Below are 24,591 nucleotides of genomic sequence, written 5' to 3'. Positions count from 1 at the left end.
GGTGCGGGACTCTGGGGATGTACAAGGGAGTTGACGCGAGGCTGGTGTCCGACGCAGGGGTGAGGTCGTGGCGGGGAGCACAGAGGGAGCCGAATCGCTGGTCGGGGGGCGCTACCGGCTGTCGAGCCGGATCGGCTCGGGCGGCCACGGCACGGTGTGGGCGGCGGAGGACGCGGTGCTGGGCGGCTCCGTGACGGTGCGGAGGATCCACTGGCCCACGGAGCCGACGGAGGACGACGCGGAACGGGAGCGGGCTCTGAAGGTGATCCGGCGGCTGGCGCGACAGGTGGACAGTCCGCACATCCTGTCCGTGTTCGACGTGCTGTCCGACCACGACGGACTGTGGGTCGTCATGGCGCATCTTCCGGGCGCCCGCCTGCTGGCCGACGTCCTGCGGGAGTCGGGACCGCTGCCACCGGGGCGGGTGGCGCGGATCGGGCTGGACGTGCTCGAGGCGTTGACCGCCGTGCACAGGGCGGGCTTGACGCAGGGCCACCTCACCGCGGAGAGGATCCTCATCGACCGGGAGGGGCGGGCTCTGTTCCTCGGCTTCGACCCGGCCATGCCGGTTCTGCCGGACCCGGCCCGGCTCACATCGTCCGGAGAGATCTCCGCCTCAGCCCGCTACATGGCTCCCGAGCTGATAACAGGCGGACGGCTGACCCTGGCCACCGACCTCTTCTCACTGGCCGTCGTCCTGTATGAGGCGGTGGAGGGCCGCAACCCCTTCAGCGTGGAGGGTGACAGGAGCACGCTGGTGGTCCTTCATGCCTTGATGCACGAGGAGCCGGCGACGCCGTCCCGGGCCGGTCCGCTCGCCCCCGTACTGCTGCGGCTGCTGGGCAAGGACCCGACCCAGCGGCCGACGGCCGACGAAGTGACCGAAGCATTGCGGGAGTTGGCGGAGCCACCGGACGTCTGGGCACGCGCCGAGGCACCGGGCCAGATGCCGGGAGCACCGATAGCGTTCGGAACGCTGGACCTGCCGCCGCCACCACAGATGGCGTACCCGCCGGCAAGCTCCATCGGCCTCACCGGGGGAAGGAAGTACAGCCGGCTGCTGATGGGCGTCCTCATCGCAATCCCGGTGGCCGCGCTGGTCAGCGCTCTCGTCGACGTACTGCCGTCACTCGACGGCCCGTGGTGGCTCCTCGGCCTGTGGGTGCCGCTGGTCGGCGCCGCGGTCTTCAATGCCGTTCGCCGCCCGGTGACTTCGGAAGCGATCCCCACCGCGACGACGACGGCCACCGGCTCCGGCGCCGCCCCTCGCCGGGGCAGGGCACTCCTTGCGGGAGCCACCGACGCCGCCGTCTTCCTGAGACCTCGTACGGCCGTGCCTCCGCTGCCGCCGACACGGGACGCGTATCTGCACGAGGCCTACAACCGGCTCGGCCCGCCCCCGGCGGCCGGGACCCGTGCGGCGGGAGGCGGCGAATGACCGACCCCATGCCCACGCCCGGACCGGGGCCGGCCGGCGAGAGCAGAAGCTCGTGGCAGGACCTTCCACTCGACCAGCAGGCCGCCTCCTGGGAGGCGGCCGTGCCGGGCAGCGCCGAGCGGATGCTGAGACAGATCGAGGCGGACTACGAGCACCGGCGTTGGATGGACCGGGTGGAGGTCCGGTTCCGGATCTTCGGCGCGGTGCTCGCGGGCACGGGCATCACCGGGGTCTTCTGGCTGACGAAGTACCTGGTGGACCACGACGCCCCCGGCTTCGCGGCCGGGGTCTTCGGCGCGAGCATCGCCGCGTTCGCCGGCCTGGTGCTCAGACGCGACCGTCCGGGGCCGTGATGCGGAGCGGGCCGGCTCGACGCAGGCCCACTCCGCAAAGCACCTACTTCGCGCAGGACTTGGGTCGAGGTTCTCCTGCCACTTGTCCTCTTCTTGACGGACGTCTTGGTGCTGTAGCCGCTGACGAAGGTCACCTTGTCCTCCGTCGTGCCGTGGTTGCCGGTCCACTCGGAGGTGTGGACGGGCTCGCCCTTGATGGACCAGGTGGAGGCCTGCGCGTAACCGCACCAGCCCCGGAAGGTCTCCCAGAGGCCGATCGGCTCCCACAACGGGACGACGTCGTTCAGGTACTCGTTGATCGTGAAGTGGGGGAGATGCTGGCAGCAGTGAGCACGAAGGCGTCACAGGGACCCAGCAGCTTCAGAGCAGCCCTGAGAACAGCGGTCTCCGACTGGTGCCCGGCCGTCCTGTCAGGGCGTTTCTGGCGGCGGCGTGGAGACGCCGGGCAATCGGATCGTCGCGATCCTGCCGTCGCGAGTTGAGCGGTGAAGCGGTCTCGCGACTGGCAGATCCGGGCCACTCGCGACCTGTGCGGGGCATGGTCACGGCCGTGGCGGCTGGCCCGAATCTGCCAATTGTAGGCAGCGACAGCCACGGCTTTCACCGCCGCCGATGTACGCACCGCTCAGCCAGGGCATCCGGCTGCCCCGAGTCACCCGGAAGCGCTGGCCGGGCTCTCCGGCGGAGGCGTTGGCGCCCCCGGCAGTCGTACGGTCGCGATGGTGCCGCCGCCCTCCGCGTGGCCCAGCGTCACGTCGCCGCCCGCCTGCTGCACCGTCCGCGCCACGATCGACAGTCCCAGCCCCGAGCCCGGCATCGCCCGTGCGCTCGGGGAGCGCCAGAACCGGTCGAAGACGTGGGGGAGTTCCTCTGCGGGGATGCCGGGGCCGTGGTCGCGCACCGTGAGGACGCCGGACGCAAGCTGGACCTCGATCGTGCCGCCCTCGGGGCTGAACTTCACCGCGTTGTCGAGGATGTTGACGACGGCGCGTTCCAGGGCTGCCGGTTCCGCCCGTACGTACCAGGGCTGAAGGTCCGCCGTGATCGTCAACTCCGGGCCGCGGAGCCGTGCCCGGCGCAGGGCCGACTCCACCGCGTCCTCCAGGGAGATCACCTGGACGCGTTCGCCGCGCTGGCCCTCCGAGCGGGACAGTTCCTGCAAGTCACCGATGAGGGCCGCCAGTTCGGTCATCTGTGCCTTCACCGAGGACATCAGTGCCTTGCGGTCCGCCTCCGGGATCGGGCGGCCGGTCTCCTCGCTGCGGGTGAGGAGTTCGATGTTCGTGCGGAGGGAGGTGAGGGGTGTGCGGAGTTCGTGGCCGGCGTCCGCGATGAGCTGCTGTTGGAGATCGCGGGAGCTGGCCAGGGAGGATGTCATGGAGTTGAAGGAGCGGGAGAGGCGGGCGACTTCGTCTTCGGCGTCAGCCTCCACCGGGATGCGGACGGTCAAGTCCTCGGTGCGGGCTACGTGTTCGACGGCTTCGGTGAGCTTGTCGACCGGGCGCAGGCCTGCGCGGGCAACGGCCAGGCCCGCGGCTCCGGCGCCGACTACTCCGACTCCGGAGACGAGGAGAAGGATCAGGGCGAGCTCGTTGAGCGTCTTCTGGGTGCTGTTCAGGGATACGGCTACGACGAGCCCGACGTTGGGTCCGGTGTCCCCGGTGGCGGTGGTGGTGGCGCCCAGTGGCCGGACCAGCACACGCACATCGGTGCCGTCCCCGGCAGTACCGTTGCGGAAGTAGATCTTGCCGGTGTCCCCGTCCTTGATCTCGTCCTTGTCGGCCCCAGCGACCTTCACCGTTGCCGCGGAGTCCTGGAGGATGCAGACGGTCCCGTCCTCCTGGACCAATTGGGAGTAGGTGTTCCGGAAGATCCCATTGCCATACGGGGTCTCGGTGCAGCTGTTGAGAGCGTCCTGGAGCTGCCCGGGCATCCTCATCGACGCCTTCTTGAGGTCGTCGTCGACCTGCTCATACAGCTTCCCCTGCACAATGAACCAACAGGTAACCGAAACCGCCGCCACCCCAAACGCCACCGCCGCCGCAACCAGCATCGCCAACCGCGCCCGAATCGGCAGCGACCGGAACCGCCGTACAACCTTGCTCACTCGGCGCCACCCTGACGCAACACATACCCCACCCCACGCACCGTGTGCACGAGCCGCGGCTCGCCCCCCGCCTCCGTCTTGCGGCGCAGGTACATCACATACACGTCGAGTGAGTTGGACGACGGCTCGAAGTCGAAGCCCCAGACCGACTTCAGGATCTGCTCGCGGGTCAGCACCTGGCGTGGATGCGCCATGAACATCTCCAGGAGCGTGAACTCCGTGCGGGTCAGCTCCACCGGCCGCCCACCCCGCGTCACCTCACGCGTGGCCAGGTCCATCCGCAGGTCGGCGAAGGCCAACGCCTCGTCGTCCTGGGCGGCACCCGCCCCAGCCGCAGCCGCGTACGTGCTGCGGCGCAGCAGCGCGCGGACGCGGGCGAAGAGTTCGTCGAGTTCGAAGGGCTTGACGAGGTAGTCGTCGGCGCCGGCGTCGAGGCCGGTCACGCGGTCGCCGACCGTGTCGCGAGCCGTGAGCATGAGGATCGGGGTCGTGTCGCCCGCGCCGCGGATGCGGCGTGCGGCGGTGAGGCCGTCCATGCGCGGCATCTGGATGTCGAGGACGACCAGGTCGGGCCGGTACAGCGTCGCCTTCTCCAACGCGTCCGCGCCGTCGACCGCGACCTCCGTGTCGTACCCCTCGAAGGCGAGGCTGCGCTGGAGAGCTTCGCGTACCGCCGGCTCGTCGTCGACGATCAGGATGCGCTGGGGGTCACGGTCGCCATCGGCGGGGCTCATGGGCTCGGTTCCTCGATGCGGACGGACGCGCGGGGCGTGGGACGTCTGGACGTGGGGCTGACGAATCTCAGCGTCGCACGCTTTCAGCTTCGTACGGTACGGCGATGGGTGCGGGACGCGGACGCCGTACGGCGGGTCCGGGCGCCGCTCGCCGCCACCTCCGGCGCCCGCGGCACCGGCGCGTGCAGCTCGTACGCCACCTCGACGGCCAGGGCGAAACCGGCCGGGTCGGCGCCGGTCACCGTGTGCGAAACCTGCTTGATCATGCCGTACTCCTAGTCGGTGGAGCCCGCGCGCAGCGTGGCCAGGTCGGACTTGACGGTGTTGATCGGGATGGCGAAGCCGAGGCCGACGCTGCCGGCGGTCGAGGAGGTCGCGTCCGTCGGGGAGTACATCGCGGAGTTGATGCCGATGATGTTGCCGTTCATGTCGATCAGGGCGCCGCCGGAGTTGCCGGGGTTCAGGGACGCGTCCGTCTGGATCGCCTTGTACGTCGTCGTCGACGAGCCGGTGTCGCCGTTGAACTGCTGGCCGCCGAACTCGAACGGCCACTGGCCGCCGCCACCGCCCTGCTGTCCCTGGCTCTCGTCCGTCGAGACCGTCACGTCCCGGTCGAGCGCGGAGACGATGCCGCTGGTGACGGTGCCGGTCAGGCCCTCGGGGGAGCCGATTGCCACGACCGTGTCGCCGACCTGCACCCCGGCGGAGTTGCCGAGGGTCGCCGCCTTGAGGCCGGAGGCGTTGTCCAGCTTGATCAGCGCCAGGTCCTTCTTGCTGTCGGTGCCGACGACCTTCGCGGCGTACGTCTTGCCGTCGCTGGTGCTCACCTTGATCGACGAGGCGCCGGAGACCACGTGGTTGTTGGTGATGATCTCGCCGCCGCTGGTGATGATCACGCCGGAGCCGGTGGACTCACCGGAGTTGGAGGTGGCGTTGATCTCCACGATGCTCGGGCTGACCGCCGTGGCGACCCCGGCGACCGTGCCCTTCTGGCTGGACGGTACGACGTTGGTGCTGGCGCTGGACGAGGTCACCGTGTCGGTGCCGGTCAGCTCCTGGATGCCGTACGCCGTGCCGCCGCCTATGGCCGCGGCGACGATCGCCACGGCGGCCAGGAGGGCGAACGGGCCGCGGGTACGCCGCTTCTTCGGAGCAGAAGGAGCGGGGGCGGCCGTGAAGACCGCCGTGCCACCGCCCCCGCCGTCACCGCCATGACCACCCTGACCCACACCGTCCGCCGCGAACCCGGCCGGTGCCGAGGCGTGCGCGGCCTGCGACGGCCACACGGTCGTCCCGGGCTCCACGGTGACCGGCGGCTGGTACGCCGGCGGAGGCGGCCACTCCGGGTTGACGGGGGAGGAGGCGTGCTGCTGGGCGTACGTCGACTGCTGCTGGTCGCCCTCGCTGGGGTGCTCGTACTCGCCGCTGCGGCGGATGCTCTCGGTCATGTCTCAGAGCTTGTCGCCGCTCGATGAGAGCTGGCTGAGTGCTCCCTGAGAACGCCGCGAGAACCTCGTTCGCCCGATGTAAAGGGCTCTCTGGCGGCTTGGCGAGGTCTCTCAGACAACCTTCATCAAGGGCAGACAACCCTCATCAAGGGCCCGTCATGCCTCACAGCCGCAGGACCGCCGTACCACCAACCGCGAAGGAAACACCTTCAGCCGCTCGCGCCGCGAACCCGCCACCCGCAGGCCGTCGTCCAGGAGCAGGTCCACCGCCGCCCGTGCCATGGCCGGGCGGTCCGAGGCGATCGTGGTCATGGGCGGGTCGGCGAGGGCCGCTTCCTTGATGTCGTCGAAGCCGATGACGCCCAGCTCGCCCGGCACGTCGATACGCAGCTCGCGGGCCGCGCGCAGCAGGCCGAGCGCCTGGTCGTCGGTGGAGCAGAAGATCGCGGGCGGTCGCTTCGGCCCGGAGAGGATGTCCAGGGCGATGCGGTAGGCGTCGTAGCGGTTGTACGGCGCTTCGAACAGCCGTCCCTCGGTGGAGAGCCCGGCGTCGTCCATCGCGCGCCGCCAGCCCTCGACGTGGTCGGAGACGGGGTCGCCGACCGCGGGGGTCTCGGCGGTTCCGCCCATACAGGCGACGTACTCGTAGCCGTGCTCCAGGAGGTGGCGTACGGCGAGCTGGGCGCCGCCCAGGTCGTCCGTGACGACGGCGACGTCGTCGATCGCCTCCGGGCGCTCGTGCAGCAGCACGACCCGGGCGTCCCAGGCGTCGATCTCGGCGGCAGCGTTGTCGTTCAGCGCGTGGCTGACCAGGATCAGGCCGGAGACCCGCATACCGAGGAAGGCCCGCAGATAGTGGACCTCGCGCTCGGCGATGTAGTCGGAGTTCCCGACGAGCACCATCTTTCCGCGCTCGGACGCGGCCTGTTCGACCGCGTGCGCCATCTCCCCGAAGAAGGGCTGACGCGCGTCCGGCACGATCAGGCCTATGAGGTCCGTGCGCCGCGACGCCATAGCCTGGGCGACCCGGTCGGGCCGGTAGCCCAGCTCCTTGATCGCGGCGAGGACACGCTCGCGCGTGGCCGGGGCAACCGGCCGGGGTCCGTTGTTGATGACATAGCTGACGACCGCGGTGGAGGTACCCGCCAGTCGTGCCACATCATCCCGAGTCACCTTGGCCACGCGCGGAGTCTACGCGGATGGACCCGCTCTGGGCAGGGCGTAAAGATGCTTGTCTGTGCGGCCCCTGTGGGCGGGCGAGCCCGCCCACAGGTCCGCTATGCCTCGGCCGATACCTCGGTGGCGTCCAGGGAGGCCGTCTCGTCCGCATCCTCCGGCTTTGGCTGCTCCGCCTTGGCCCTCGCCTCGTCGGAGGAGCGGTCCGAGCGGTCCGCCTTCTCCGGCGTAACGAATCGATAACCGACGTTCCGGACGGTCCCGATCAGCGACTCGTGCTCGGGTCCGAGCTTGGCGCGCAGCCGTCGTACATGGACGTCCACGGTCCGGGTGCCGCCGAAGTAGTCGTAGCCCCAGACCTCCTGGAGCAGCTGCGCGCGCGTGAAGACACGGCCCGGGTGCTGCGCGAGGTATTTGAGGAGCTCGAACTCCTTGAAGGTGAGGTCGAGCACCCGGCCCTTGAGCTTGGCGGAGTACGTCGCCTCGTCGACCGACAGATCGCCGTTGCGGATCTCCATCGGGGAGTCGTCGTTGACGATCTGCTGACGGCCCATGGCGAGCCGCAGCCGCGCCTCGACCTCCGCCGGCCCGGCGGTGTCGAGGAGTACGTCGTCGATGCCCCAGTCGGCGGTGACGGCGGCGAGGCCGCCCTCGGTGACGACGAGGATGAGGGGGCAGCCGGGGCCGGTGGAGCGCAGCAGCTGGCAGAGGCTGCGCACCTGCGGAAGGTCCCGGCGGCCGTCGATCAGGATGACGTCGGCACCGGGGGTGTCGACGAGGGCGGGGCCTTCGGCCGGGGCGACCCGCACGTTGTGCAGGAGCAGGCCGAGTGCGGGAAGCACCTCCGTCGACGGCTGAAGGGCATTGGTCAGGAGCAGCAGAGAACTCATACGTCTGGTTCCTCCTCGGTCCCTGCGAGGACGTTGTGCGGTACGTCACCTGCTCTGCGATCCCGAAAGGCCCCGTACACCCGCGGTCACCTGGAGTTTCCCGCTTCGTATACAACGCTTCCGAAAGCACAAAAGGACCCGGGGGCTACGCTGCCCGAGTCCTGTGTCCAGCAGAATAGCCCACATGAGCGCTGGCATGGCAGGTCATGTGGCACGATCCACCGTCCGTCCGACATCCGAGACGGACACGGTGGGGTCTTTGCGTACGTTTCTGCGCACGTTCGACGGTGTGGCGATCGACGCCGTATACGAGCCGGGCGGGCACGTATACGACGCCGGAGCGCCACCTTCCGGTGATGTGGTGTTCGTCGTGGCGCACGGTTTCACCGGCGATGTGGACAAGCCGCATGTGCGACGCGTGGCACAGGCGTTCGCGCGGCACGGCGCGGTCGTCACCTTCTCCTTCAGAGGCCACGGGCGGTCCGGCGGCGTCTCCACGGTCGGCGACCGCGAGGTGCACGACCTCGCCGCCGCCGTCGCCTGGGCCCGCGAGCTCGGGCACCAGCGCGTGGTCACGGTCGGCTTCTCCATGGGCGGCTCGGTGGTGCTGCGGCATGCGGCGCTGTACGGCACGTCGGCGGCAGCGGCCGGATTGGAGCACGAGGGGCGCACGGAAGCGGGAACGGATGCGGTGGTTTCGGTGAGCGCCCCCGCCCGCTGGTACTACCGGGGCACACCCCGGATGCGGCGCGTGTACTGGCTGGTGACCCGCCGCGAAGGCCGGCTGGCCGCCCGCTACGGACTCCGGACCCGGATCTACCACCGCGGCTGGGACCCGGTCCCCCTCTCCCCGGTCGAGGCGGTCCCGCACATCGCGCCCACGCCGCTCCTCATCGTCCACGGCGACCTCGACGGCTACTTTCCCGTCGACCACCCCCACATGCTGGCCGCTGCCGCCGGTGACCATGGCGAACTCTGGCTGGAGCCCGGCATGGGCCACGCCGAGCACGCGGCGGCGGACGAACTGCTGGCCCGGATCGGGGACTGGGCGGCGGCGAAGGCGGGCTAGCCTGGCTTCGTTGACCACCGACTGATTGAGGAACCGCATGCCCAAGGTCACGGTGCGCTACTGGGCCGCCGCGAAGTCCGCGGCCGGGGTCGCCGAGGAGCCGTACGACGCGGACACCCTCGCGGACGCGCTCGCCGCGGTGCGCGCGCGACACCCCGGCGAACTGGCGCGCGTCCTGCAGCGATGCTCGTTCCTCATCGACGGTGACCCCGTGGGGACCCGCGGGCATGAGACGGTACGGCTGGTCGACGGCGGGACGGTCGAGGTGCTGCCGCCGTTCGCAGGAGGGTGAGATGACCAACCAGCCGCACGAGGGTTCCTACGAGGGGCAGTACCCGCAGGGGTACGACCCGTACTGGCAGCAGGCGTACGAGGATCCGCACGCCGCCCAGCAGTACACGCAGCAGTGGCAGGGGCAGACGTGGGACACGCAGGTTCCCGGCGCGTACGTGCCACCGCAGGGGCAGGAGCAGTACGCCCCTGCTTACACGGCACCCGGCGCTGAAGGCCTTGCCCACCCTCCCCCACTCTCGGCTTCGCTCGAGCGGGGGGACCCCCATCGCCCCAGCGGGACGACTGCCCAAGGCGGTAGCGGTCTTAGTGCCAGTACCGCCGAGACCTCCGCCGAGGAAGAGCCCGCCTACGGCCCCGCCACCCTCGTCGGGAACACGCGCGTCACCGATGCTCAGCGGGCCCGGCTGGAGGGGCGGTCGCCGATCATCGAGCCGGGGATGCAGCCGGCGGCGCTGACCGCGGTGCTGGGGCTGCTGCTGTCCGGGACGGCGGCCATCGGGTCGTACGCGCTGCTCGTACCGCTTGTGGTGCTGCAAGCAGTGACGGCGGCGGGCTGGTTCCGGCTGAACGGGATGTGGCCGGCCCGGCAGGGCATCGCGCTGGCGTTCGCGGGGGCGCTGACCGCGGATGTCGCGCTGGTGGCGGCCGACCACGCGCCGGCGGCGATCCTCGGCACGCTCGGTGTGTGGGTGCTGCTGGCCCTGGTCCTGCAGCTGCGTTCGCACGCCGAGCCCGACGAGCGGATGTACGGCCTGATGGCGACCGTCGCCGCGGCGGCGCTGTCGATCATCGCGGCCGGTTACTTCGCGGCCGGCACGGACGCGGTCACGGTCGGCGCCGCGGCGGTGGCCGTGGCGATCCTGGCCCGGGTTCTTCCCCTGCCCACCCCGGCGTCCGTGATCGTCTCCCTCCTCGCCGCGGCGGGCGCGGGCATCGCGGTGGGCGGCATGACCGGCCTGGGCGCGAACGGCGCGTTCCTCGGCGCGGCTGCGGGCGGCTGCGCCCTGATCGGCCACCGGGTCGCGAGCTACGACTACCCGTCCCGCTTCGTCCACTTCACGGCCGGGGTCGCGTTGCCGCTGGCGGCAGCGGCACCGGCGGTGTACCTGCTGGGGCGTGCGCTGGGCTGACCGGCGTCCCGTCTGTCACACCCGGTCGCACCCCTCCTGTCACACCCGACCGACTGTCACAGCTGATCGACAATCCCCCGTTCACCCCTTGCCCCGGGGTTACTCTCGCGCAGGACGGCCACCCGGTCGTCAGTGACCGTCGTCGTTGATGACCGCCGAGGTGGAGAACCCCGAACATGCGCGCACTGCGAATACTGCTGATCGTCGTCGTGATCCTCGGCGGCCTCTTCGTAGCCGCCGACCGCCTCGCCGTGAACTTCGCCGAGGACGAGGCCGCCGGCAAGCTCCAGACCACGGAGAACCTCGCCTCCAAGCCCGACGTCTCCATCAAGGGCTTCCCCTTCCTCACCCAGGCCCTCGGCGGCGAACTGGACGATGTCGAGATCGGCATCAAGGACTACGAAGCCCCGACGGGCGACGGCTCCGAGAAGATCCGTATCGGCGATCTCCAGGCGAACATGAAGGGCGTCGAGTTCTCCGGCGACTACAGCTCCGCCACCGCGGCCACCGCCACCGGCACCGCGACCATCTCCTACGCCGAGCTGCTGAAGACCGCCCAGTCCGAGCCCACCCAGATCGCCCCCGGCGTCACCGCGAACGTCATCGGCCTCTCCGACGGGGGCAACGGCAAGATCAAGGTCTCGGTCGAGGCGACCGTGCTCGGCACGAAGCTGCCCCAGCCGGTCTCCGTCCTCAGCACCGTCACGGTCGAGGGCGACAACACCGTGAAGGTGCATGCCGACAAGCTCCCGTCGTTCGGCGGCGTCCGGACCGCGGAGAACCAGGTCAGGGAGATCACCGACTTCGAGCAGCAGATCGACGACCTGCCCGGCGGCATCCAGCTGGACCGGGTCGAGGCCGCGCAGGACGGTGTGGAGATCGGGGTGAAGGGTTCGAACGTCCGGCTCGCCGGGTAGGACGTCAGCGGCCGTCACCAGGGCCGTCCGAAGGGCGAGACGCGGACGTCCGTACCGCAGATGTGACGACGGACGCGTCCGCCCGGAATCCCTTCCGTGGCCGCCCCTTCGCTCACCTCATCCCACATCCCGGACGATCGCGTCTCAAAATACGACACACCGGTGACATGCCCACCCGTCCGTCCCTAAGCTCAAGCCCATGAAGCGACAGGCGGACCTCACGAAGCGGCGGGCAGTAGACCTGTGCCGCGTCGCCGCCATGCTCTGTCGCACCTTCTGAGCGGAAGCGCAGCCTTCCGCATTCCCCGCCGCCCTGCCAGGGCATTCGTGCGCCGTCCGGCTCCTGGACCGCGCGCCCCTCTCACTCGCACGCCCCGCCGCAACTGCCCCGGAGGAGAAAGAGCATGAGCCGCAGCGACGTCCTGGTCGACGCCGACTGGGTCGAGGCCAACCTCGACAGCCCGAACATCGCGATCGTCGAGGTCGACGAGGACACGTCCGCGTACGAGAAGAACCACATCCGAGGCGCCATCCGGATCGACTGGACCAAGGACCTCCAGGACCCGGTACGCCGTGACTTCATCGACCAGGAGGGCTTCGAGAAGCTCCTGTCGGCGAAGGGCATCGCCAACGACACGCTGGTGATCCTCTACGGCGGCAACAACAACTGGTTCGCCTCGTACGCCTACTGGTACTTCAAGCTCTACGGCCACGAGAACGTCAAGCTGCTCGACGGCGGCCGCAAGAAGTGGGAGCTGGACGCCCGCGAGCTGGTCGAGGAGGTGCCGGTGCGTCCGGCGACCGACTACAAGGCCAAGCCGCAGGACAAGTCCATCCGCGCCTTCCGTGACGACGTGGTGGCGGCCATCGGTTCGCAGAACCTGGTCGACGTCCGCTCGCCCGACGAGTTCAGCGGGAAGCTCCTCGCCCCCGCGCACCTGCCGCAGGAGCAGTCGCAGCGTCCGGGTCACGTCCCGTCCGCCCGCAACATCCCGTGGTCGAAGAACGCCAACGACGACGGCACCTTCAAGTCGGACGACGAGCTCAAGGAGCTCTACGCCGAGGAGCAGGTCGACCTGGCCAAGGACACCATCGCCTACTGCCGCATCGGTGAGCGCTCCGCGCTGACCTGGTTCGTCCTGCACGAGCTGCTCGGCGTGCAGAACGTCAAGAACTACGACGGCTCCTGGACCGAGTACGGCTCCCTCGTCGGCGTGCCGATCGAGCTCGGCGCCAACAAGTAAGCCCCGACCTTTACCCCTCAAGGAGTTCAACATGTGCGGAGCGAAGGCCGGCGGCCCCGACGCCTCGACGATCAAGCCCGGTGAGACCACCATCCAGGGTCAGGTGACCCGCGACGGCGAGCCGGTGACGGGCTACGTCCGTCTGCTGGACTCGACCGGCGAGTTCACGGCGGAGGTCCCCACCTCCGCGACGGGCCAGTTCCGCTTCTACGCGGCCGAGGGCACCTGGACCGTCCGAGCCCTGGTCCCGGGCGGCGCCACCGCCGACCGCACCGTCGTCGCCCAGCAGGGCGGCCTGGCGGAGGTCGCGATCGCGGTCTGAGCACGACGCAAGGGCCGTACCCCACGGGTTGGACACCCGGGGTACGGCCCTTGCGCGTTCCCGGGCCTACCCTGGACTTGTGGCCCCTCCTTGACGGGCCCCTTGCACTGCTTCGCAGGCTGCGGGGCCCTGCGCCGGACTCCGTCCGTCGGCCTTCGGCGTGGGCGTGGCTGATGGGGCCGGTTGTGGCCCGCTGGGCTCGCCCGGAATCAGGATGGCGGGCCTACCCTGGACCTGTGTACGCACGGCGACGACACCTGTACTTCGCCATGATGGGGACCTGTATCGCGCTCTTCGTCCTGGCGTGGGGCGTCGTACGCCTCTGGTCGATCCCTGTGGCCGTGGGCATGTGCGTGGTGGCGATGGTGATCCCGCCCCTCGCCGCCATGGTCGCCAACCGCCGTGGCCCCGAGGACCGCTGGTGGGACGATCCGTCCGGTGACCCGAAGTCCGACGAGTGGTGGGACGAGCTGGACGGGAAGAGGCGGCGGCAGTAGGAAGGCGGACCGGCTGCTGCGCGGCGCGGCGGCGGGGGCGAAGTCGATGCGGTCAGTACACCAGCGCCTGCGTCTCCTCCCCCAGCGCCTCCTGTACGAACACCTGCGCCCCCGCGATCCGCACGCCCTCGATGACGTCCTTCTCCGTGATGTCCCGGCGGGCGGCGCACTGTGTGCACAGGGTGACGCGGCCGCCCACGAGGAGGGAGTCGAGGAGGTCGGGGAGCGGGGCGGCGTGGGGGAGTTCGAACTCGGCGGCGCGGCCGGGAAGGGCGAACCACGCGGACTCCCCGGTCAGCCAGAGGGAGACATCGACACCGCTGGCGACAGCCACCGCCGCCACCGTGAACGCCTGCGAGCACCGCTCGGGAGCATCGGCCCCCGCCGTCACCTTGATCACGAGTTTCTTCGCCATGGCCGGAATCGTAGTGCGCCGGGCACCCGCGTAAGCTGGGGCCCGGTCTTGTGCAACGCGTACTCTCGCTCACCAAGGAGCATTCCGTGGAGATCTTCTTCGAAGTCCTGCTGGCCCTTGTCTGCGTCGGCGTCCTCGCCTTCGCCGGGCTGACCGTGAAGAAGCTGTACCAGGGCCAGCGCTGACCCCCACCGAGGAATTTCCCCGCTCATGATCGAGATCCCGTCCGACCTCCACAAGGACCTGGTCCCCCTTGCCTTCCTGCTCGGCGACTGGGCCGGCGCAGGCGTGCACGACTTCCCGGACGCCGAGAAGTGCAACTTCGGCCAGGAGGTCTCCTTCAGCCATGACGGCCGGGACTTCCTGGAGTACCGGTCCCACACCTGGGTGCTGGACAACGACGGGAACAAGGTCCGTCCGCTGGAGTCCGAGACCGGCTACTGGCGCATCGACGCCGACCGCAAGGTCGAGGTCACGATGGTCCGCGACGACGGCGTCGTCGAGATCTGGTACGGCGACCTGGCCCACAAGAAGCCCCAGATCGACCTCGTGACGGACGCGGTGGCACGGACCGGCGCCTCCCGCCCGTACACCGGTGGCAAGCGCCTCTACGGCTATGTGAAGAGCGACCTCATGTGGGTCGGCGAAAAGCAGACCCCCGAGGTCGAGCTGCGGCCGTACATGTCGGCGCACCTGAAGAAGGTCGTCACCCCGGAGGACGTCGAGCGCTGGGCCAAGGCCCTCCCGGACGACATGCCTGACGACGGGATCGCCTTCTTCAAGTAGGCCTTGTCCGAAGTGGCTCTAGACTCGTCGGTGTGGTGAGCACCGACTGGAAGAGCGATCTGAGGCAGCGCGGCTACCGGCTGACCCCGCAGCGGCAACTCGTGCTCGAAGCCGTGGACACCCTTGAGCACGCGACCCCCGACGACATCCTCGTGGAAGTGAGGAAGACGGCGTTGGGGGTCAATATTTCGACGGTGTACAGGACCTTGGAGCTGCTCGAGGAGCTCGGGCTGGTCAGCCACGCCCACCTGGGGCACGGGGCGCCCACGTACCACCTCGCCGACCGGCACCACCACATCCACCTCGTCTGCCGCGACTGCACGAACGTCATCGAGGCCGATGTCTCCGTGGCCGCCGAGTTCACCGCCAAGCTGCGCGAGACGTTCGGCTTCGACACGGACATGAAGCACTTCGCGATCTTCGGCCGGTGCCGCGACTGCACGCTCAAGAATTCAACTACCAATTCGTAGGGTCGTAGGCTTGGTCCCATGAAGAGCCCTCTGCTGACTCTGCCCGGCGCCGTCCCCGCCGAGGGCGTGGACGAAGGCGTCGCCGCCCACTACGGCGATCTGTTCCGCGAGCAGCGCGCCCTCGCCGACGGCACCGGCTTCGTCGACCTCTCGCACCGCGGTGTCGTCACCGTCACCGGCGAGGACCGGCTGAGCTGGCTGCACCTGCTGCTCACCCAGCACGTCACCGACCTGCCCGCGGGCGAGGCCACCGAAGCGCTGATCCTGTCGGCGCACGGCCACATCGAGCACGCGCTGTACCTGGTCGACGACGGATCGACGACCTGGGCCCACGTCGAGCCCGGCACCCAGGACGCACTGATCGCGTACCTGGAGTCGATGAAGTTCTTCTACCGGGTCGAAGTCGCCGACCGGACGGGCGAGTTCGCGGTCGTCCATCTGCCCGCCGGTTCGATCGCCGAGGTGCCGGACGGCGTCGTCGTGCGCGAGACGGCGTACGGCCGTGATCTCTTCCTCCCCCGCGCGGACCTGGAGTCGTACGCCGAGAAGGCCGGCCCGGCGGCCGGGATCCTGGCGTACGAGGCCCTCCGCGTCGAGCACCACCGCCCCCGCCTCGGCTTCGAGACCGACCACCGCACCATCCCGCACGAGCTGGGCTGGATCGGGACGGCCGTGCATCTGGAGAAGGGCTGCTACCGCGGCCAGGAGACGGTCGCCCGTGTGCAGAACCTGGGCAAGCCCCCGCGCCGCCTGGTCTTCCTCCACCTGGACGGCAGCGAGGTGCACCTGCCGACGCACGGCACGGAGCTCCGGCTCGCGGACGACGGGCCCGACGGGCGCAAGATCGGTTTCGTCACGACGTCGGTACGCCATCACGAGCTGGGGCCGGTCGCGCTGGCGCTGGTGAAGCGGAATGTGCCGGTGGATGCGCGGCTGGTGGCGGATGCGACGGCCGCGGCGCAGGAAGCGGTCGTAGAGCCCTGAGGTCCTAGATCTCCAGGAGCACGGTGAACGGGCCGTCGTTCGTCAGATTCACCCGCATCCGCGCACCGAAACGGCCCGTCTCCACCGTTGCGCCCAGCGCGCGCAGCTGGGCGACGACCTCCTCGACGAGGGGCTCGGCGATGTCGCCTGGAGCGGCGGCGTTCCAGGTGGGCCGGCGGCCCTTGCGGGCGTCGCCGTACAGCGTGAACTGGCTGATGACGAGGAGCGGGGCGTCGATGTCGCCGCACGACTTCTCGTCCTGCAGCATGCGGATCGACCAGAGCTTGCGGGCGAGTTGGGCGGCCTTCTCCTTGGTGTCCTCGTGGGTGACGCCGACCAGGACGCACAGCCCTTCGCCGATGATCTCCCCGACCGTCTCACCGTCGACCACGACGCTCGCGCCGTCGACCCTCTGCACCACTGCACGCATGCACCCATGATGCCCTGCGGCCGGAACCGGCCCGAGGGCGGCTGCATGCTACTGCGTATCGCTCCTTAACCCCCCATCTGGGGCCGATCGGGGGCACTCATTCACATACTGGCCACGTGGGGTGGCACGATGCTTCCACACGCCGGTCGAGGGGACGGTTGAGGCAGATGAGCACACCGAGTACCGGGCAGCCGCCGACGGTCAGCGCGGCGGACGTCGCGCGTCTGCGGCCGCCCACGCAGCGCACCGACAGTCCTAGCCCAAGCCTGTGGCCGCAGCTGGCCGCCGAGCCGGCCGAGCCCGACCTGGCCGCGCTGAGCCTGCCGGAGCTGCGCACACTGCGCCGGGACGCACAGCGGGACGAGGCGGACCTGAGCTATGTACGGCGGCTGCTGCAGGGCCGGATCGACATCCTGCGGGCGGAACTGGCACGGCGCGGCCCCGCAGGGCAGGCGTCCGTCGTCGACCGCCTCCCGGAGATCCTCACCGACGCCCCGGCCCGCCACCGCTCCTCCGCCCGCCATGTGACGCTGGGGACGCCGCACAGCGAGGAGTACCGGCAGCTGGCCGCCGACATGCTCGCCGAGGTCGAACTCTCCGACCTCGGCGCCCGCACCGACCTCGAACTCAACACCGCCATGGGCCGCCTCGTCCGCTACGAGCAGCAGGTCTCCCACCGCCGCCAGCGCCTCCAGCGCACCGCCGACGACTGCAGCGGCGAGATCGCCCGCCGGTACCGGGAGGGGGAGGCGCAGGTGGACGACCTGCTGACGTGACGCGGGACGTGACGCGGGGGGCGCGTGCGGTGCGTGCAAAACCCCGCGACACCCTCACCGTCGTATGCCTACCGTGATCCCATGACCCGCCGCGCCGACATCGACGTCCGTCCGATCACCGAAGCCGAGTTCCCGGACTGGCTGCGCGCAGTGAACACCGGGTTCCTGCGGCGGCCGACGCCGCCGGAGGCGGAGGTCGAGGTCCGTCGTCGCCGGTTCGAAGCCGGGCGTTTTCTCGGGGCCTTCGACGGGGGTCGGTGTGTCGCCACGTTCCGGTCGTCCGCGCAGGAGCTGACGTCGGTCGGTGGTACGCCGGTCCCGGCCGATGCCATCTCGGCCGTCACGGTCACCGCCACTCACCGGCGCCGGGGTCTGCTGACCCGGATGATGGCGCACGATCTCGCCGCGGCGAAGGAGCGGGGCGATGTGGTGGCGACGCTGATCGCCGCCGAGTATCCGATCTACGGACGGTACGGCTTCGGGCCCGCCACCTGGATGAGTGAGTGGACGGTCGACGTACCGCGGGCCGGCCTGGACCCGCGGTGGGCGGGGCCGGAGGACGGCGGACGTATCGACCTCGTCGACGGCGAAGACGTGCGGAAGCTGGGCCCCGAGCTGCATGAGCGGCTGCGGCGGAGCCGGCCCGGCGCCGTCAGCCGCGACGACCTGTGGTGGCAGCTCAACACCGGCGCCGTACGCTTCGACGAGTCGTGGACCGAGCCCCACTTCGCCGTGTACCGGTCGGCGGCCGGCGAGGTCGAGGGGCTGGTGTCGTACCGGTCGGACGACAACTGGCACGACAAGCAGCCGCACAACACCGCCCAGGTGGACTGGCTGATCACCACCACCCCGGGAGCCGAACGGGCCCTGTGGCGCTACCTCTGCTCCATCGACTGGATCACGACGGTGAAGAGCGGATGGCGGGCGCCGGACGACCTGCTTCCGTTCCTGCTGCCCGATCCGCGTGCCGCCCGGATCGCCGGGCAGTCGGACTGGCTGTGGGTGCGGATCCTCGATGTCGTACGGGCCCTGGAGGCGCGGACGTACGAGGGCGAGGGGTCGCTCGTCGTCGACGTACGGGATGCGGGCGGGTTCAGCGGCGGGCGGTATCGGCTGGATGCCTCGCCGGAGGGGGCCGGCTGTGCGCCCACCACCGCCTCCGCGGAACTCACGCTCGATGTCGGTGAGTTGGCCGCCCTGTGGCTGGGTGACGAGTCCGCCGTACGGCTTGCCGCGCTGGGGCGGATCCAGGAAGAACGAGCGGGCGCCGCCAAGATGGCCGACGCCCTGCTGCGTACGTCCAGGCGGCCTTGGTGCCCGGACATGTTCTGAGGTCTCCTTCCTGCCGACGACGACTGACCGTTCATCCGTAGCTGTGCTCTTCAGTTGTGGCTGTGCCTGTGTGCAGCTGTCGCTGCTGTTCAGTTGTCGGTGTTGAGTTGTGGCTGTGCGTTTGGTGCAGACTGGCCGGGCTCCCGGCTCCCCTCCGGAAGGGAGCCCGGTCAGCCGATCCTGGGCGGGGCGGCCGGTGTGGTGCTCAGCCGGACTGGGCGAGCAGCATCACGAGGATGACGGCGCCGATACCGCCGAACATGGTGTTCCTGGCCTTGATTCCTACGGCCAGTGCGACGAAGCCGATGATTCCCATCGGGCCGTACTTCCACTCGATGAGCTGCTGGAAGGCGACGGCGAGAGCGGCGAGGACGATGGCGGCGAGCGGCATGTCGGTCCCTCCTTCGGGACGGGTCGCCCTGGGACGGTGAGGCGGAACCCTGCTGAGGACCGTCCACCTGGTCGAAGGATCCGACCCTGGTGGCCAACCCCTTGGAGTCTTGACCATGTTGCTCAAGTTGGTAACCAACTCCACTGTACTTATCTCCGCTTGGAAGCGTCTCATAACCACCTTTCTTTGAACTGACGCAAGATGGCGAGAAGTTGTACTGTTTGGTCGTGGACCCGAAACACGCCGCCGTCAATGGACGGGCGAGGTCACAGGCGCCACCCATGTCACATCAAGAGGTGGCCGACGAGCTGCGCGCCCGCATCAGGTCGGGTGAGCTGCAGCCCGGCCAACGCATGCCGACCCAGGCCAAGTTGGCCGACGAGTTCGGCGTCGAGCGGGGAGCCGTACGGCAGGCGCTGCGCATCCTGCAGTCGGAGCACCTGCTCGCCAACGTCTCCAAGGGCAGCCCGGCGACCGTCGCACCCGACCTGAGCATGGCGCTGATCGGCCCGGGAGCCCCGCCCCTGCCCACGATGGTGGCGCTGGCCCCCCGCATCGCGGCCGCGTTCGCAGGCATGCACGTCGAGATCGACGCCCTGTGCCTCACCTCGATCAACCTCACCCTCGCCATCGGCGAGCCACTGCGCCAGATCCACACCGGGCAGTTGAAACCGGCCAAGGTCGACGTCCGTGTCCTGCTGCCCAGCCGCGACATCGAACTCGCCTTCCCGGCGCCCGTGGACCCCACCGACGACGACTCCGTGCACCGCCGCTGGCTCTCCCAGCGCAACGCCCAGGGCCAGGTCCTCCAGCACAACCTGCTGGCCCTGCGCTCCTCGCACGGCATCGACGTGCACGTCACCTTCCGCGCCCTGCCCTTCACCCCGCCCGTGAAGCTGTACCTGCTCAACAGCGCGGAGGCGCTCTTCGCGTACTACACGCTCACGCGACGCGAGCAGGAGATCGAACACGAGCAACTGGAGATGTACGACGCCGAGGGCTCCCAGTCCATGCTGTTCGCCTTCGAGCAGGGCGGCGGCCTGCGTGACACCACGTTCGTGGAGCAGTCCCAGCTGTGGTTCAACGCACTGTGGGAGACGATCAGTTCGGAGCTGGTGCTCACGAGCTGACGTCTCCCACAGGGGCGCTTGCTGCGCGCTCGACCTCATAGAGCAGGCCCTGCGACCAGCACGGCGAGCATGACGGCGCCGATGGAGCTGAGCGCCGGACTCTTGGCCTTGATACCGATGGTGAGCAGCAGCAGTCCGAGGATGCCGGTGGCGCCGTACTTCCACTGGACCATCTGTTCGAAGCCGACGACGAACACTGCGGAGATGAGGGCGAGGGCAGGCACGGTGTTTCCCCCTTCGGGCTTCCTGGGCGGACCGGACGGTCATGGGGGGTGGATCGTGGAGGCAAACCTTCCGCCAACTTAACCAAGTTGGCAACCAACTTTGACTATGTTGTTCCCACTTGGTAGCCATATCAAAACAACTCGCAGGCAACTCCACATAGATGGAACGGAGTTGTAGCGTTTGGTCGTGACCCAGGAGAACGTGGCAGTGAACGGCAGCAGCAGACTCTCGCCCCAGGAGATCGCCGACGCCCTGCGGGAGCGGATCCGCGGCGGAGAACTCAAGGCGGGGGACCGCCTGCCCACCCAGGCGGACCTCGCCGAGGAGTTCGGCGTGGAGCGCGGCACCGTGCGCCAGGCCCTCCGGGCGCTCCAGGACGACGGTCTCCTGAGCAACGTCAGCAAGGGCAGCCCACCCCGTGTCGCCAAGCCGGCACCGGTGCTGGACGGGCCCCAGCCGACGATGGTCGGGTTGGCGCCGCGCTTGGCAGACGCGTTCTCGCAGCCGCACGTGCGCATAGACGCGGCCTGCCTGACCGCCGAGACCTTGATACTGGCCCTGAGCTTGCCGCTCCGCCGGATCCATGAGGGGATGGTGCGCCCCGAGTCGATCGACGTGCGCATCCTGCTGCCCTCCCGGGACATCACGCTCGCGTTCCCGGCGCCGGTCGACGGTGACGACGAGTCGGTGCACGACCGCTGGCTGTCCATGCGCAACGCACAGGGCCAGGTCCTGCGGCACAACCTGCTGGCCCTGCGCTCCTCGCACGGCATCGACGTGCACGTCACCTTCCGCGCCCTGCCCTTCACCCCGCCGGTGAAGCTGTACCTGCTCAATGGCGCCGAGGCGCTGATCGCGTACTACATGATCACGCGGAGGGAAGAGTCGACGGATACCGGCACCCTCGACATGTACGACACCCTGGGCACCGAATCCCTCCTCTTCTCCTTCGTCCAGCGGGCCGGCCAGCGCGACGCCGCCTTCGTCGAGCAGTCCCAGAAGTGGTTCGACGCCCTCTGGGAAACCATCACTACGGACCTGACTCTCCCCTGACCGGTCGTGAACCAGGAGAACGTGGCAGTGAATGGCAACAGAACGTCGCCCGAGGAGATCGCCGACGACTTGCGGGAGCGGATTCGAGTCGGTGAGCTCAAGGCGGGGGAGCGCCTGCCCACCCAGGGTGAGCTCGCCGAGCAGTTCGGTGTGGAGCGCGGCACCGTACGCCAGGCCATGCGGGCACTCCAGAAGGACGGGCTGCTCACCAACGTGGGGAAGGGCAGCCCTCCGAACGTGGCCGAAGTCCCGGTGGAGCCGCAGCAGTCGTCGAGGAAGGCCCGGGTCGCCCTGGTCTCCTATCTGAAGGAGGCCTTCCGGGAGCCCGAGGTGCACATCGATGCCATCTGCTTCACGGCGGAGACCCTGATGTGGGCCATCGGCGAGATGTGCACGGCCGTGGCACGGCGCGAGGTGCATCCCAAGTCCGTCGATGTGCGGTGTCTGCTGCCGGGGCCCGATGTGGTGCTTCCCTACCCGGATCCGGTGGATCGACCGGAGCTGCGAGCTGATGTGCACGAGAAGCTGAAGCAGCAGATCACCAATCAGCGGGAGCTGATGGACTACTACCTTTCCACTGTCATGAAGGGCCACGGCGTCGATGCGAAGGTGACCTTCCGGCCGCTGAGGTTCGTGCCGTCGGTGAAGCAGTATGTGCTGAACGGCGCGGTGGCTTTGCAGGGCAGTTACCAGGTCGGCCGACGCACCTACGAAGACCTGCCCGAGAAGGGCAAGTTCGACGTCTACGACGTCAGTGGGTTCAGCTCCCTGTTGTTCGAGTTCCGGCGTGACAGAGGAGGAGAGCAGGCGCAGTTCGTGCAGGACACGAAGAATTGCTTTGATGCCCACTGGGATCCGGACGCTTCTCGACAGACACTCACCTAGTGACTCCTGAGACTGGACGGCCCCACCTGGTGGCGAGAGATGCCGAGGAACTTCGGGAACTAGTCGCGGGCACACGGCATGTCCTCTTCGATTTCGACGGACCCATCTGCCGGCTGTTCGCCCGCTACCCGGCCGTGAACATAGCCAGAGCTCAGGTGCAGTGGCTGGTGGATCGGGGACGAGACAGCCTCCTCACCGAGGAGGAACGTTTCAGTCCGGATCCACACGGTGTGCTGAGCACGCTCGCCGCGCGGCACCCTGGCACGGACCTCATCATCGAGCTCGAAGAGCACCTCACCCAGCACGAGTTGAGGGCCGCGCGCGGTGCCTGGCCGACGGAATACGCCGATCCGCTGATCCACACCTGGGTGGCGGTCGGAGCACGGCTGGCCATCGTGACAAACAACTCGGCCCGCACAGTGGCGAAGTATCTGGAGGACAGGGGCCTGCACTCCTGCTTCGCCCCCCATGTCTACGGTCGTACGCAGCAGTTGCACCTCCTCAAGCCGCACCCGGCGACCCTGAAGAGTGCCCTGCTGGCGATGGGAGCGGCTTCGGAGTTCTCGCTGATGATCGGGGACTCCGACTCCGACTACACGGCCGCACGCGCCGTCGGCGTCCGGTTCCTGGGCTACGCGAGTAGCGCGAAGGCCGTCCGCAAGATGCGGCATGCCGGCGTGCCGGAGCGGGACATCCTGGGCTCGCTGGAGCCGCTGCTGGACGCGGTGCGTGCCGTGAAGCAGCATCCCTGACCTCCGTCCTCTCACTCCTCAGGCCTGCAGTGTCAACAGCAGGAAGGTCACAGCGACAAGGAAGGCGGGCGACACTTTGATGACCGTTCGCAGTCCAATTGGCCGCGTCAAGGTGGCCAGCTGAGGTCGGCGCCCGGTCCGCTTCCGTGCCACCCGCTGAACTTCAGTGACCGGGCAACTCATCGGCACCTCGGGCCACTTCGTGCGCTCTGTCGTTTCCACGGGTCCCCCCATCAAGCTGTCGACAACCTGCCAGCCAATTGGACTGGTTGTCCCTGAGTGGACTGTTCCCGGTCTGGTTGATCCGCTAACCAGCCGTCCAAAAGTTGGGGTTTGTTGACGGTAAGTGGTCGCCAAGGTGGCTTGGAGGCGGTAGCTTCTGCGTGTGAGGGCTTCGGAGAGTGACGAGGGCGGCGGGCGTCAGTTCCGCTTCGTACGCAGCCACTTGATGGCGCGGCTGCGGGATGGGACGTACACGGTAGGCGCCAGGCTGAAGACTCAGCGTGAGCTGGCCGAGGAGTTGGCCGTCTCGCGGGAAACCGTCCAGAAGGTGTTCGGTCAGCTGGCCGAAGAGGGCTACATCGAGACCAGGCGCGGCAGTGGCAGCGTCGTGGTTCGGCTGCCCGGTACGCGCGACTCCCAAGGGGAGCCGACCCTCTACGACTCCATCGACGAGGCCTTCGGGGAGCCCGAGGTGTCACTGGACGTCGTGTCACTCACCAGCGAGTCGCTCGTCGGGCATTTCAAGGCGCAGGTGGAACGCGTCGAGGCCAGGCAGCTCGCGCCCCGCCGGGTGGTGGTCCGGATGATGCTGCCTTCGGAGGGAGCGGATCTGCTGTATCCCCGGGCGCCGGATCCGAAGGACGACGTACGGGTCCGGGAGCGCTGGCGGAACAGGGTGCGTGTGCATGTGGCGGAGATGGGCGATTACTGCGAACGGCTACAGGCCGCGGGCGTCGACACCACGCTCGAGGTCCGCAAGGTGCGCTGGACGCCCGACTTCAAGCTCTACATGTTCAACGATGCGCATGCGCTCAAGGGGCTCTACATCCCGGTTGAGGCGCCGCTCCGGCTCGACGACGGCACGATGGTCAAGGAGGCGATCGATGTGAAGGGTGTCGGCGTCAGCCTCCGCCGTTTCGAGAAGAGTAGTGGAGCGGACGTCGATTCTGACTATGACGATTACAGAGCGTGGTTCGAATCTCACTGGAAACTGGTCGCAAGGAGTCCGAAGGGCGACTGAAGTCGCAGGTCCGGGGCGCTAACCGCCAGGTAGCGGCCATTTCCTGGCGCGGGTGTCCGCATTCTGGGAATCGCGAGGGTAAACGTGAGAAGCCTCACTA

30 protein-coding genes are annotated in these 24,591 nt (G+C 69.0%); 20 read left to right on the top strand and 10 right to left on the bottom strand.

Annotated features, from left to right (window positions below; genetic code table 11):
- Window positions 1–67 precede the first annotated feature (67 nt).
- Together QQY66_RS22260 and QQY66_RS22255 are read left to right on the top strand one after the other, a co-directional pair.
- On the top strand, window positions 68–1,438 hold the full coding sequence (locus QQY66_RS22260; RefSeq protein WP_301982100.1) for a serine/threonine-protein kinase: 1,371 nt from the start codon (window positions 68–70) through the stop codon (window positions 1,436–1,438).
- Window positions 1,435–1,791: a hypothetical protein gene (locus tag QQY66_RS22255; protein ID WP_301982099.1), complete on the top strand. Its 357-nt coding sequence runs from the start codon at window positions 1,435–1,437 to the stop codon at window positions 1,789–1,791. The genes QQY66_RS22260 and QQY66_RS22255 overlap by 4 nt, the downstream gene beginning before the upstream one ends.
- Window positions 1,792–2,443: 652 nt before the next feature.
- Here QQY66_RS22255 and QQY66_RS22250 read toward each other — a convergent pair.
- The 6 genes from QQY66_RS22250 to QQY66_RS22225 all read right to left on the bottom strand — a co-directional run bounded on the left by QQY66_RS22250 (window position 2,444) and on the right by QQY66_RS22225 (window position 8,146).
- Complete coding sequence (locus QQY66_RS22250; RefSeq protein WP_301982098.1) at window positions 2,444–3,898, bottom strand: cell wall metabolism sensor histidine kinase WalK; 1,455 nt, start codon at window positions 3,896–3,898, stop codon at window positions 2,444–2,446.
- Window positions 3,895–4,632, bottom strand: coding sequence for a response regulator transcription factor (locus QQY66_RS22245; protein ID WP_301982097.1), 738 nt, complete (start codon window positions 4,630–4,632; stop codon window positions 3,895–3,897). The genes QQY66_RS22250 and QQY66_RS22245 overlap by 4 nt, the downstream gene beginning before the upstream one ends.
- An 83-nt stretch (window positions 4,633–4,715) precedes the next feature.
- Window positions 4,716–4,898, bottom strand: coding sequence for a hypothetical protein (locus QQY66_RS22240; protein WP_301982096.1), 183 nt, complete (start codon window positions 4,896–4,898; stop codon window positions 4,716–4,718).
- A 9-nt stretch (window positions 4,899–4,907) separates the two neighbouring features.
- Entirely contained in the window at window positions 4,908–6,080 is a 1,173-nt protein-coding gene (locus QQY66_RS22235; protein WP_301982095.1) for a S1C family serine protease, read from the bottom strand.
- A 156-nt stretch (window positions 6,081–6,236) separates the two neighbouring features.
- A complete protein-coding gene (locus tag QQY66_RS22230; RefSeq protein ID WP_301982094.1) occupies window positions 6,237–7,262 on the bottom strand; it encodes a LacI family DNA-binding transcriptional regulator in 1,026 nt (341 codons plus the stop codon).
- 95 nt (window positions 7,263–7,357) lie between these two features.
- Window positions 7,358–8,146 (bottom strand): response regulator transcription factor, encoded by a 789-nt coding sequence (locus tag QQY66_RS22225; protein ID WP_301982093.1) that lies wholly within the window; start codon window positions 8,144–8,146, stop codon window positions 7,358–7,360.
- Window positions 8,147–8,330: 184 nt separating this feature from the next.
- Between QQY66_RS22225 and QQY66_RS22220 the strand changes: the two genes are divergently transcribed.
- The 8 genes from QQY66_RS22220 (at window position 8,331) to QQY66_RS22190 (ending at window position 13,619) form a co-directional block, all read left to right on the top strand.
- Window positions 8,331–9,215 carry a S9 family peptidase gene (locus QQY66_RS22220; RefSeq protein ID WP_301982092.1) on the top strand — a complete coding sequence of 295 codons (885 nt, stop codon included), beginning with the start codon at window positions 8,331–8,333 and terminating at the stop codon, window positions 9,213–9,215.
- Between the two features lie 37 nt (window positions 9,216–9,252).
- Window positions 9,253–9,507: a MoaD/ThiS family protein gene (locus QQY66_RS22215; protein ID WP_301982091.1), complete on the top strand. Its 255-nt coding sequence runs from the start codon at window positions 9,253–9,255 to the stop codon at window positions 9,505–9,507.
- Between the two features lies 1 nt (window position 9,508).
- Complete coding sequence (locus tag QQY66_RS22210; protein WP_301982090.1) at window positions 9,509–10,639, top strand: hypothetical protein; 1,131 nt, start codon at window positions 9,509–9,511, stop codon at window positions 10,637–10,639.
- Between the two features lie 176 nt (window positions 10,640–10,815).
- A complete protein-coding gene (locus QQY66_RS22205) occupies window positions 10,816–11,556 on the top strand; it encodes a DUF2993 domain-containing protein (RefSeq protein WP_301982089.1) in 741 nt (246 codons plus the stop codon).
- Window positions 11,557–11,755: 199 nt separating this feature from the next.
- The gene (locus QQY66_RS50440) at window positions 11,756–11,836 is read left to right on the top strand and encodes a putative leader peptide (RefSeq protein ID WP_350310325.1); all 81 of its coding nucleotides are present in this window, start codon (window positions 11,756–11,758) and stop codon (window positions 11,834–11,836) included.
- Between the two features lie 124 nt (window positions 11,837–11,960).
- Entirely contained in the window at window positions 11,961–12,800 is an 840-nt protein-coding gene (locus QQY66_RS22200; protein WP_301982088.1) for a sulfurtransferase, read from the top strand.
- Between the two features lie 31 nt (window positions 12,801–12,831).
- Window positions 12,832–13,122, top strand: coding sequence for a DUF1416 domain-containing protein (locus QQY66_RS22195; protein WP_210577738.1), 291 nt, complete (start codon window positions 12,832–12,834; stop codon window positions 13,120–13,122).
- A 236-nt stretch (window positions 13,123–13,358) separates the two neighbouring features.
- Entirely contained in the window at window positions 13,359–13,619 is a 261-nt protein-coding gene (locus QQY66_RS22190) for a DUF3099 domain-containing protein (protein ID WP_301982087.1), read from the top strand.
- 52 nt (window positions 13,620–13,671) lie between these two features.
- On the opposite strand, the gene QQY66_RS22185 is transcribed toward QQY66_RS22190, so the two are convergent.
- Window positions 13,672–14,034, bottom strand: coding sequence for a DsrE family protein (locus QQY66_RS22185; RefSeq protein ID WP_301982086.1), 363 nt, complete (start codon window positions 14,032–14,034; stop codon window positions 13,672–13,674).
- 210 nt (window positions 14,035–14,244) lie between these two features.
- On the opposite strand from QQY66_RS22185, the gene QQY66_RS22180 reads away from it, so the two are divergent.
- The 3 genes from QQY66_RS22180 to QQY66_RS22170 are packed head-to-tail and all read left to right on the top strand — an operon-like array spanning window position 14,245 to window position 16,274.
- A complete protein-coding gene (locus tag QQY66_RS22180) occupies window positions 14,245–14,820 on the top strand; it encodes an FABP family protein (RefSeq protein ID WP_301982085.1) in 576 nt (191 codons plus the stop codon).
- 32 nt (window positions 14,821–14,852) lie between these two features.
- Window positions 14,853–15,290 carry a Fur family transcriptional regulator gene (locus tag QQY66_RS22175; RefSeq protein ID WP_301982084.1) on the top strand — a complete coding sequence of 146 codons (438 nt, stop codon included), beginning with the start codon at window positions 14,853–14,855 and terminating at the stop codon, window positions 15,288–15,290.
- Between the two features lie 18 nt (window positions 15,291–15,308).
- On the top strand, window positions 15,309–16,274 hold the full coding sequence (locus tag QQY66_RS22170) for a folate-binding protein YgfZ (RefSeq protein WP_301982083.1): 966 nt from the start codon (window positions 15,309–15,311) through the stop codon (window positions 16,272–16,274).
- A 4-nt stretch (window positions 16,275–16,278) separates the two neighbouring features.
- Here QQY66_RS22170 and dtd read toward each other — a convergent pair whose 3' ends face one another.
- Window positions 16,279–16,704 (bottom strand): D-aminoacyl-tRNA deacylase, encoded by a 426-nt coding sequence (dtd, locus tag QQY66_RS22165; protein ID WP_301982082.1) that lies wholly within the window; start codon window positions 16,702–16,704, stop codon window positions 16,279–16,281.
- 167 nt (window positions 16,705–16,871) lie between these two features.
- Between dtd and QQY66_RS22160 the strand changes: the two genes are divergently transcribed.
- Both QQY66_RS22160 and QQY66_RS22155 read left to right on the top strand, forming a co-directional pair.
- A complete protein-coding gene (locus tag QQY66_RS22160; RefSeq protein ID WP_301982081.1) occupies window positions 16,872–17,480 on the top strand; it encodes an aerial mycelium formation protein in 609 nt (202 codons plus the stop codon).
- Between the two features lie 81 nt (window positions 17,481–17,561).
- Window positions 17,562–18,812 carry a GNAT family N-acetyltransferase gene (locus QQY66_RS22155; RefSeq protein ID WP_301982080.1) on the top strand — a complete coding sequence of 417 codons (1,251 nt, stop codon included), beginning with the start codon at window positions 17,562–17,564 and terminating at the stop codon, window positions 18,810–18,812.
- 205 nt (window positions 18,813–19,017) lie between these two features.
- Here the strand turns inward: QQY66_RS22155 and QQY66_RS22150 are convergent, their stop codons facing one another.
- A complete protein-coding gene (locus QQY66_RS22150) occupies window positions 19,018–19,203 on the bottom strand; it encodes a hypothetical protein (protein ID WP_301982079.1) in 186 nt (61 codons plus the stop codon).
- Window positions 19,204–19,484: 281 nt separating this feature from the next.
- Between QQY66_RS22150 and QQY66_RS22145 the strand changes: the two genes are divergently transcribed.
- Window positions 19,485–20,333: a winged helix-turn-helix domain-containing protein gene (locus tag QQY66_RS22145; RefSeq protein WP_301982078.1), complete on the top strand. Its 849-nt coding sequence runs from the start codon at window positions 19,485–19,487 to the stop codon at window positions 20,331–20,333.
- Between the two features lie 35 nt (window positions 20,334–20,368).
- Here the strand turns inward: QQY66_RS22145 and QQY66_RS22140 are convergent, their stop codons facing one another.
- Window positions 20,369–20,557 (bottom strand): hypothetical protein, encoded by a 189-nt coding sequence (locus QQY66_RS22140; RefSeq protein ID WP_301982077.1) that lies wholly within the window; start codon window positions 20,555–20,557, stop codon window positions 20,369–20,371.
- A gap of 181 nt (window positions 20,558–20,738) precedes the next feature.
- Between QQY66_RS22140 and QQY66_RS22135 the strand changes: the two genes are divergently transcribed.
- The 4 genes from QQY66_RS22135 (at window position 20,739) to QQY66_RS22120 (ending at window position 24,491) form a co-directional block, all read left to right on the top strand.
- Window positions 20,739–21,611 (top strand): winged helix-turn-helix domain-containing protein, encoded by an 873-nt coding sequence (locus QQY66_RS22135; RefSeq protein ID WP_301982076.1) that lies wholly within the window; start codon window positions 20,739–20,741, stop codon window positions 21,609–21,611.
- 27 nt (window positions 21,612–21,638) lie between these two features.
- Entirely contained in the window at window positions 21,639–22,496 is an 858-nt protein-coding gene (locus QQY66_RS22130) for a winged helix-turn-helix domain-containing protein (RefSeq protein ID WP_301982075.1), read from the top strand.
- The gene (locus tag QQY66_RS22125; protein WP_301982074.1) at window positions 22,496–23,248 is read left to right on the top strand and encodes an HAD family hydrolase; all 753 of its coding nucleotides are present in this window, start codon (window positions 22,496–22,498) and stop codon (window positions 23,246–23,248) included. The genes QQY66_RS22130 and QQY66_RS22125 overlap by 1 nt, the downstream gene beginning before the upstream one ends.
- 385 nt (window positions 23,249–23,633) lie before the next feature.
- Entirely contained in the window at window positions 23,634–24,491 is an 858-nt protein-coding gene (locus QQY66_RS22120; RefSeq protein ID WP_301982073.1) for a winged helix-turn-helix domain-containing protein, read from the top strand.
- Window positions 24,492–24,591 lie beyond the last annotated feature (100 nt).

It is taken from the genome of Streptomyces sp. DG2A-72, assembly GCF_030499575.1.
Classification (GTDB): Bacteria; Actinomycetota; Actinomycetes; order Streptomycetales; family Streptomycetaceae; genus Streptomyces.
This window is presented reverse-complemented; position numbering and strand designations above follow the sequence as displayed.

Coding starts and splice junctions, on each gene's coding strand:
- QQY66_RS22205 (WP_301982089.1), top strand. CDS start 10,816: ATGCGCGCACTGCGAATACTGCTGATCGTCGTCGTGATCCTCGGCGGC.
- QQY66_RS22180 (WP_301982085.1), top strand. CDS start 14,245: ATGATCGAGATCCCGTCCGACCTCCACAAGGACCTGGTCCCCCTTGCC.
- QQY66_RS22220 (WP_301982092.1), top strand. CDS start 8,331: ATGAGCGCTGGCATGGCAGGTCATGTGGCACGATCCACCGTCCGTCCG.
- QQY66_RS22215 (WP_301982091.1), top strand. CDS start 9,253: ATGCCCAAGGTCACGGTGCGCTACTGGGCCGCCGCGAAGTCCGCGGCC.
- QQY66_RS22160 (WP_301982081.1), top strand. CDS start 16,872: ATGAGCACACCGAGTACCGGGCAGCCGCCGACGGTCAGCGCGGCGGAC.
- QQY66_RS22255 (WP_301982099.1), top strand. CDS start 1,435: ATGACCGACCCCATGCCCACGCCCGGACCGGGGCCGGCCGGCGAGAGC.
- QQY66_RS22225 (WP_301982093.1), bottom strand. CDS start 8,146: ATGAGTTCTCTGCTGCTCCTGACCAATGCCCTTCAGCCGTCGACGGAG.
- QQY66_RS22145 (WP_301982078.1), top strand. CDS start 19,485: ATGTCACATCAAGAGGTGGCCGACGAGCTGCGCGCCCGCATCAGGTCG.
- QQY66_RS50440 (WP_350310325.1), top strand. CDS start 11,756: ATGAAGCGACAGGCGGACCTCACGAAGCGGCGGGCAGTAGACCTGTGC.
- QQY66_RS22235 (WP_301982095.1), bottom strand. CDS start 6,080: ATGACCGAGAGCATCCGCCGCAGCGGCGAGTACGAGCACCCCAGCGAG.
- QQY66_RS22200 (WP_301982088.1), top strand. CDS start 11,961: ATGAGCCGCAGCGACGTCCTGGTCGACGCCGACTGGGTCGAGGCCAAC.
- QQY66_RS22185 (WP_301982086.1), bottom strand. CDS start 14,034: ATGGCGAAGAAACTCGTGATCAAGGTGACGGCGGGGGCCGATGCTCCC.
- QQY66_RS22245 (WP_301982097.1), bottom strand. CDS start 4,632: ATGAGCCCCGCCGATGGCGACCGTGACCCCCAGCGCATCCTGATCGTC.
- QQY66_RS22155 (WP_301982080.1), top strand. CDS start 17,562: ATGACCCGCCGCGCCGACATCGACGTCCGTCCGATCACCGAAGCCGAG.
- QQY66_RS22195 (WP_210577738.1), top strand. CDS start 12,832: ATGTGCGGAGCGAAGGCCGGCGGCCCCGACGCCTCGACGATCAAGCCC.
- QQY66_RS22150 (WP_301982079.1), bottom strand. CDS start 19,203: ATGCCGCTCGCCGCCATCGTCCTCGCCGCTCTCGCCGTCGCCTTCCAG.
- QQY66_RS22170 (WP_301982083.1), top strand. CDS start 15,309: ATGAAGAGCCCTCTGCTGACTCTGCCCGGCGCCGTCCCCGCCGAGGGC.
- QQY66_RS22210 (WP_301982090.1), top strand. CDS start 9,509: ATGACCAACCAGCCGCACGAGGGTTCCTACGAGGGGCAGTACCCGCAG.
- dtd (WP_301982082.1), bottom strand. CDS start 16,704: ATGCGTGCAGTGGTGCAGAGGGTCGACGGCGCGAGCGTCGTGGTCGAC.
- QQY66_RS22240 (WP_301982096.1), bottom strand. CDS start 4,898: ATGATCAAGCAGGTTTCGCACACGGTGACCGGCGCCGACCCGGCCGGT.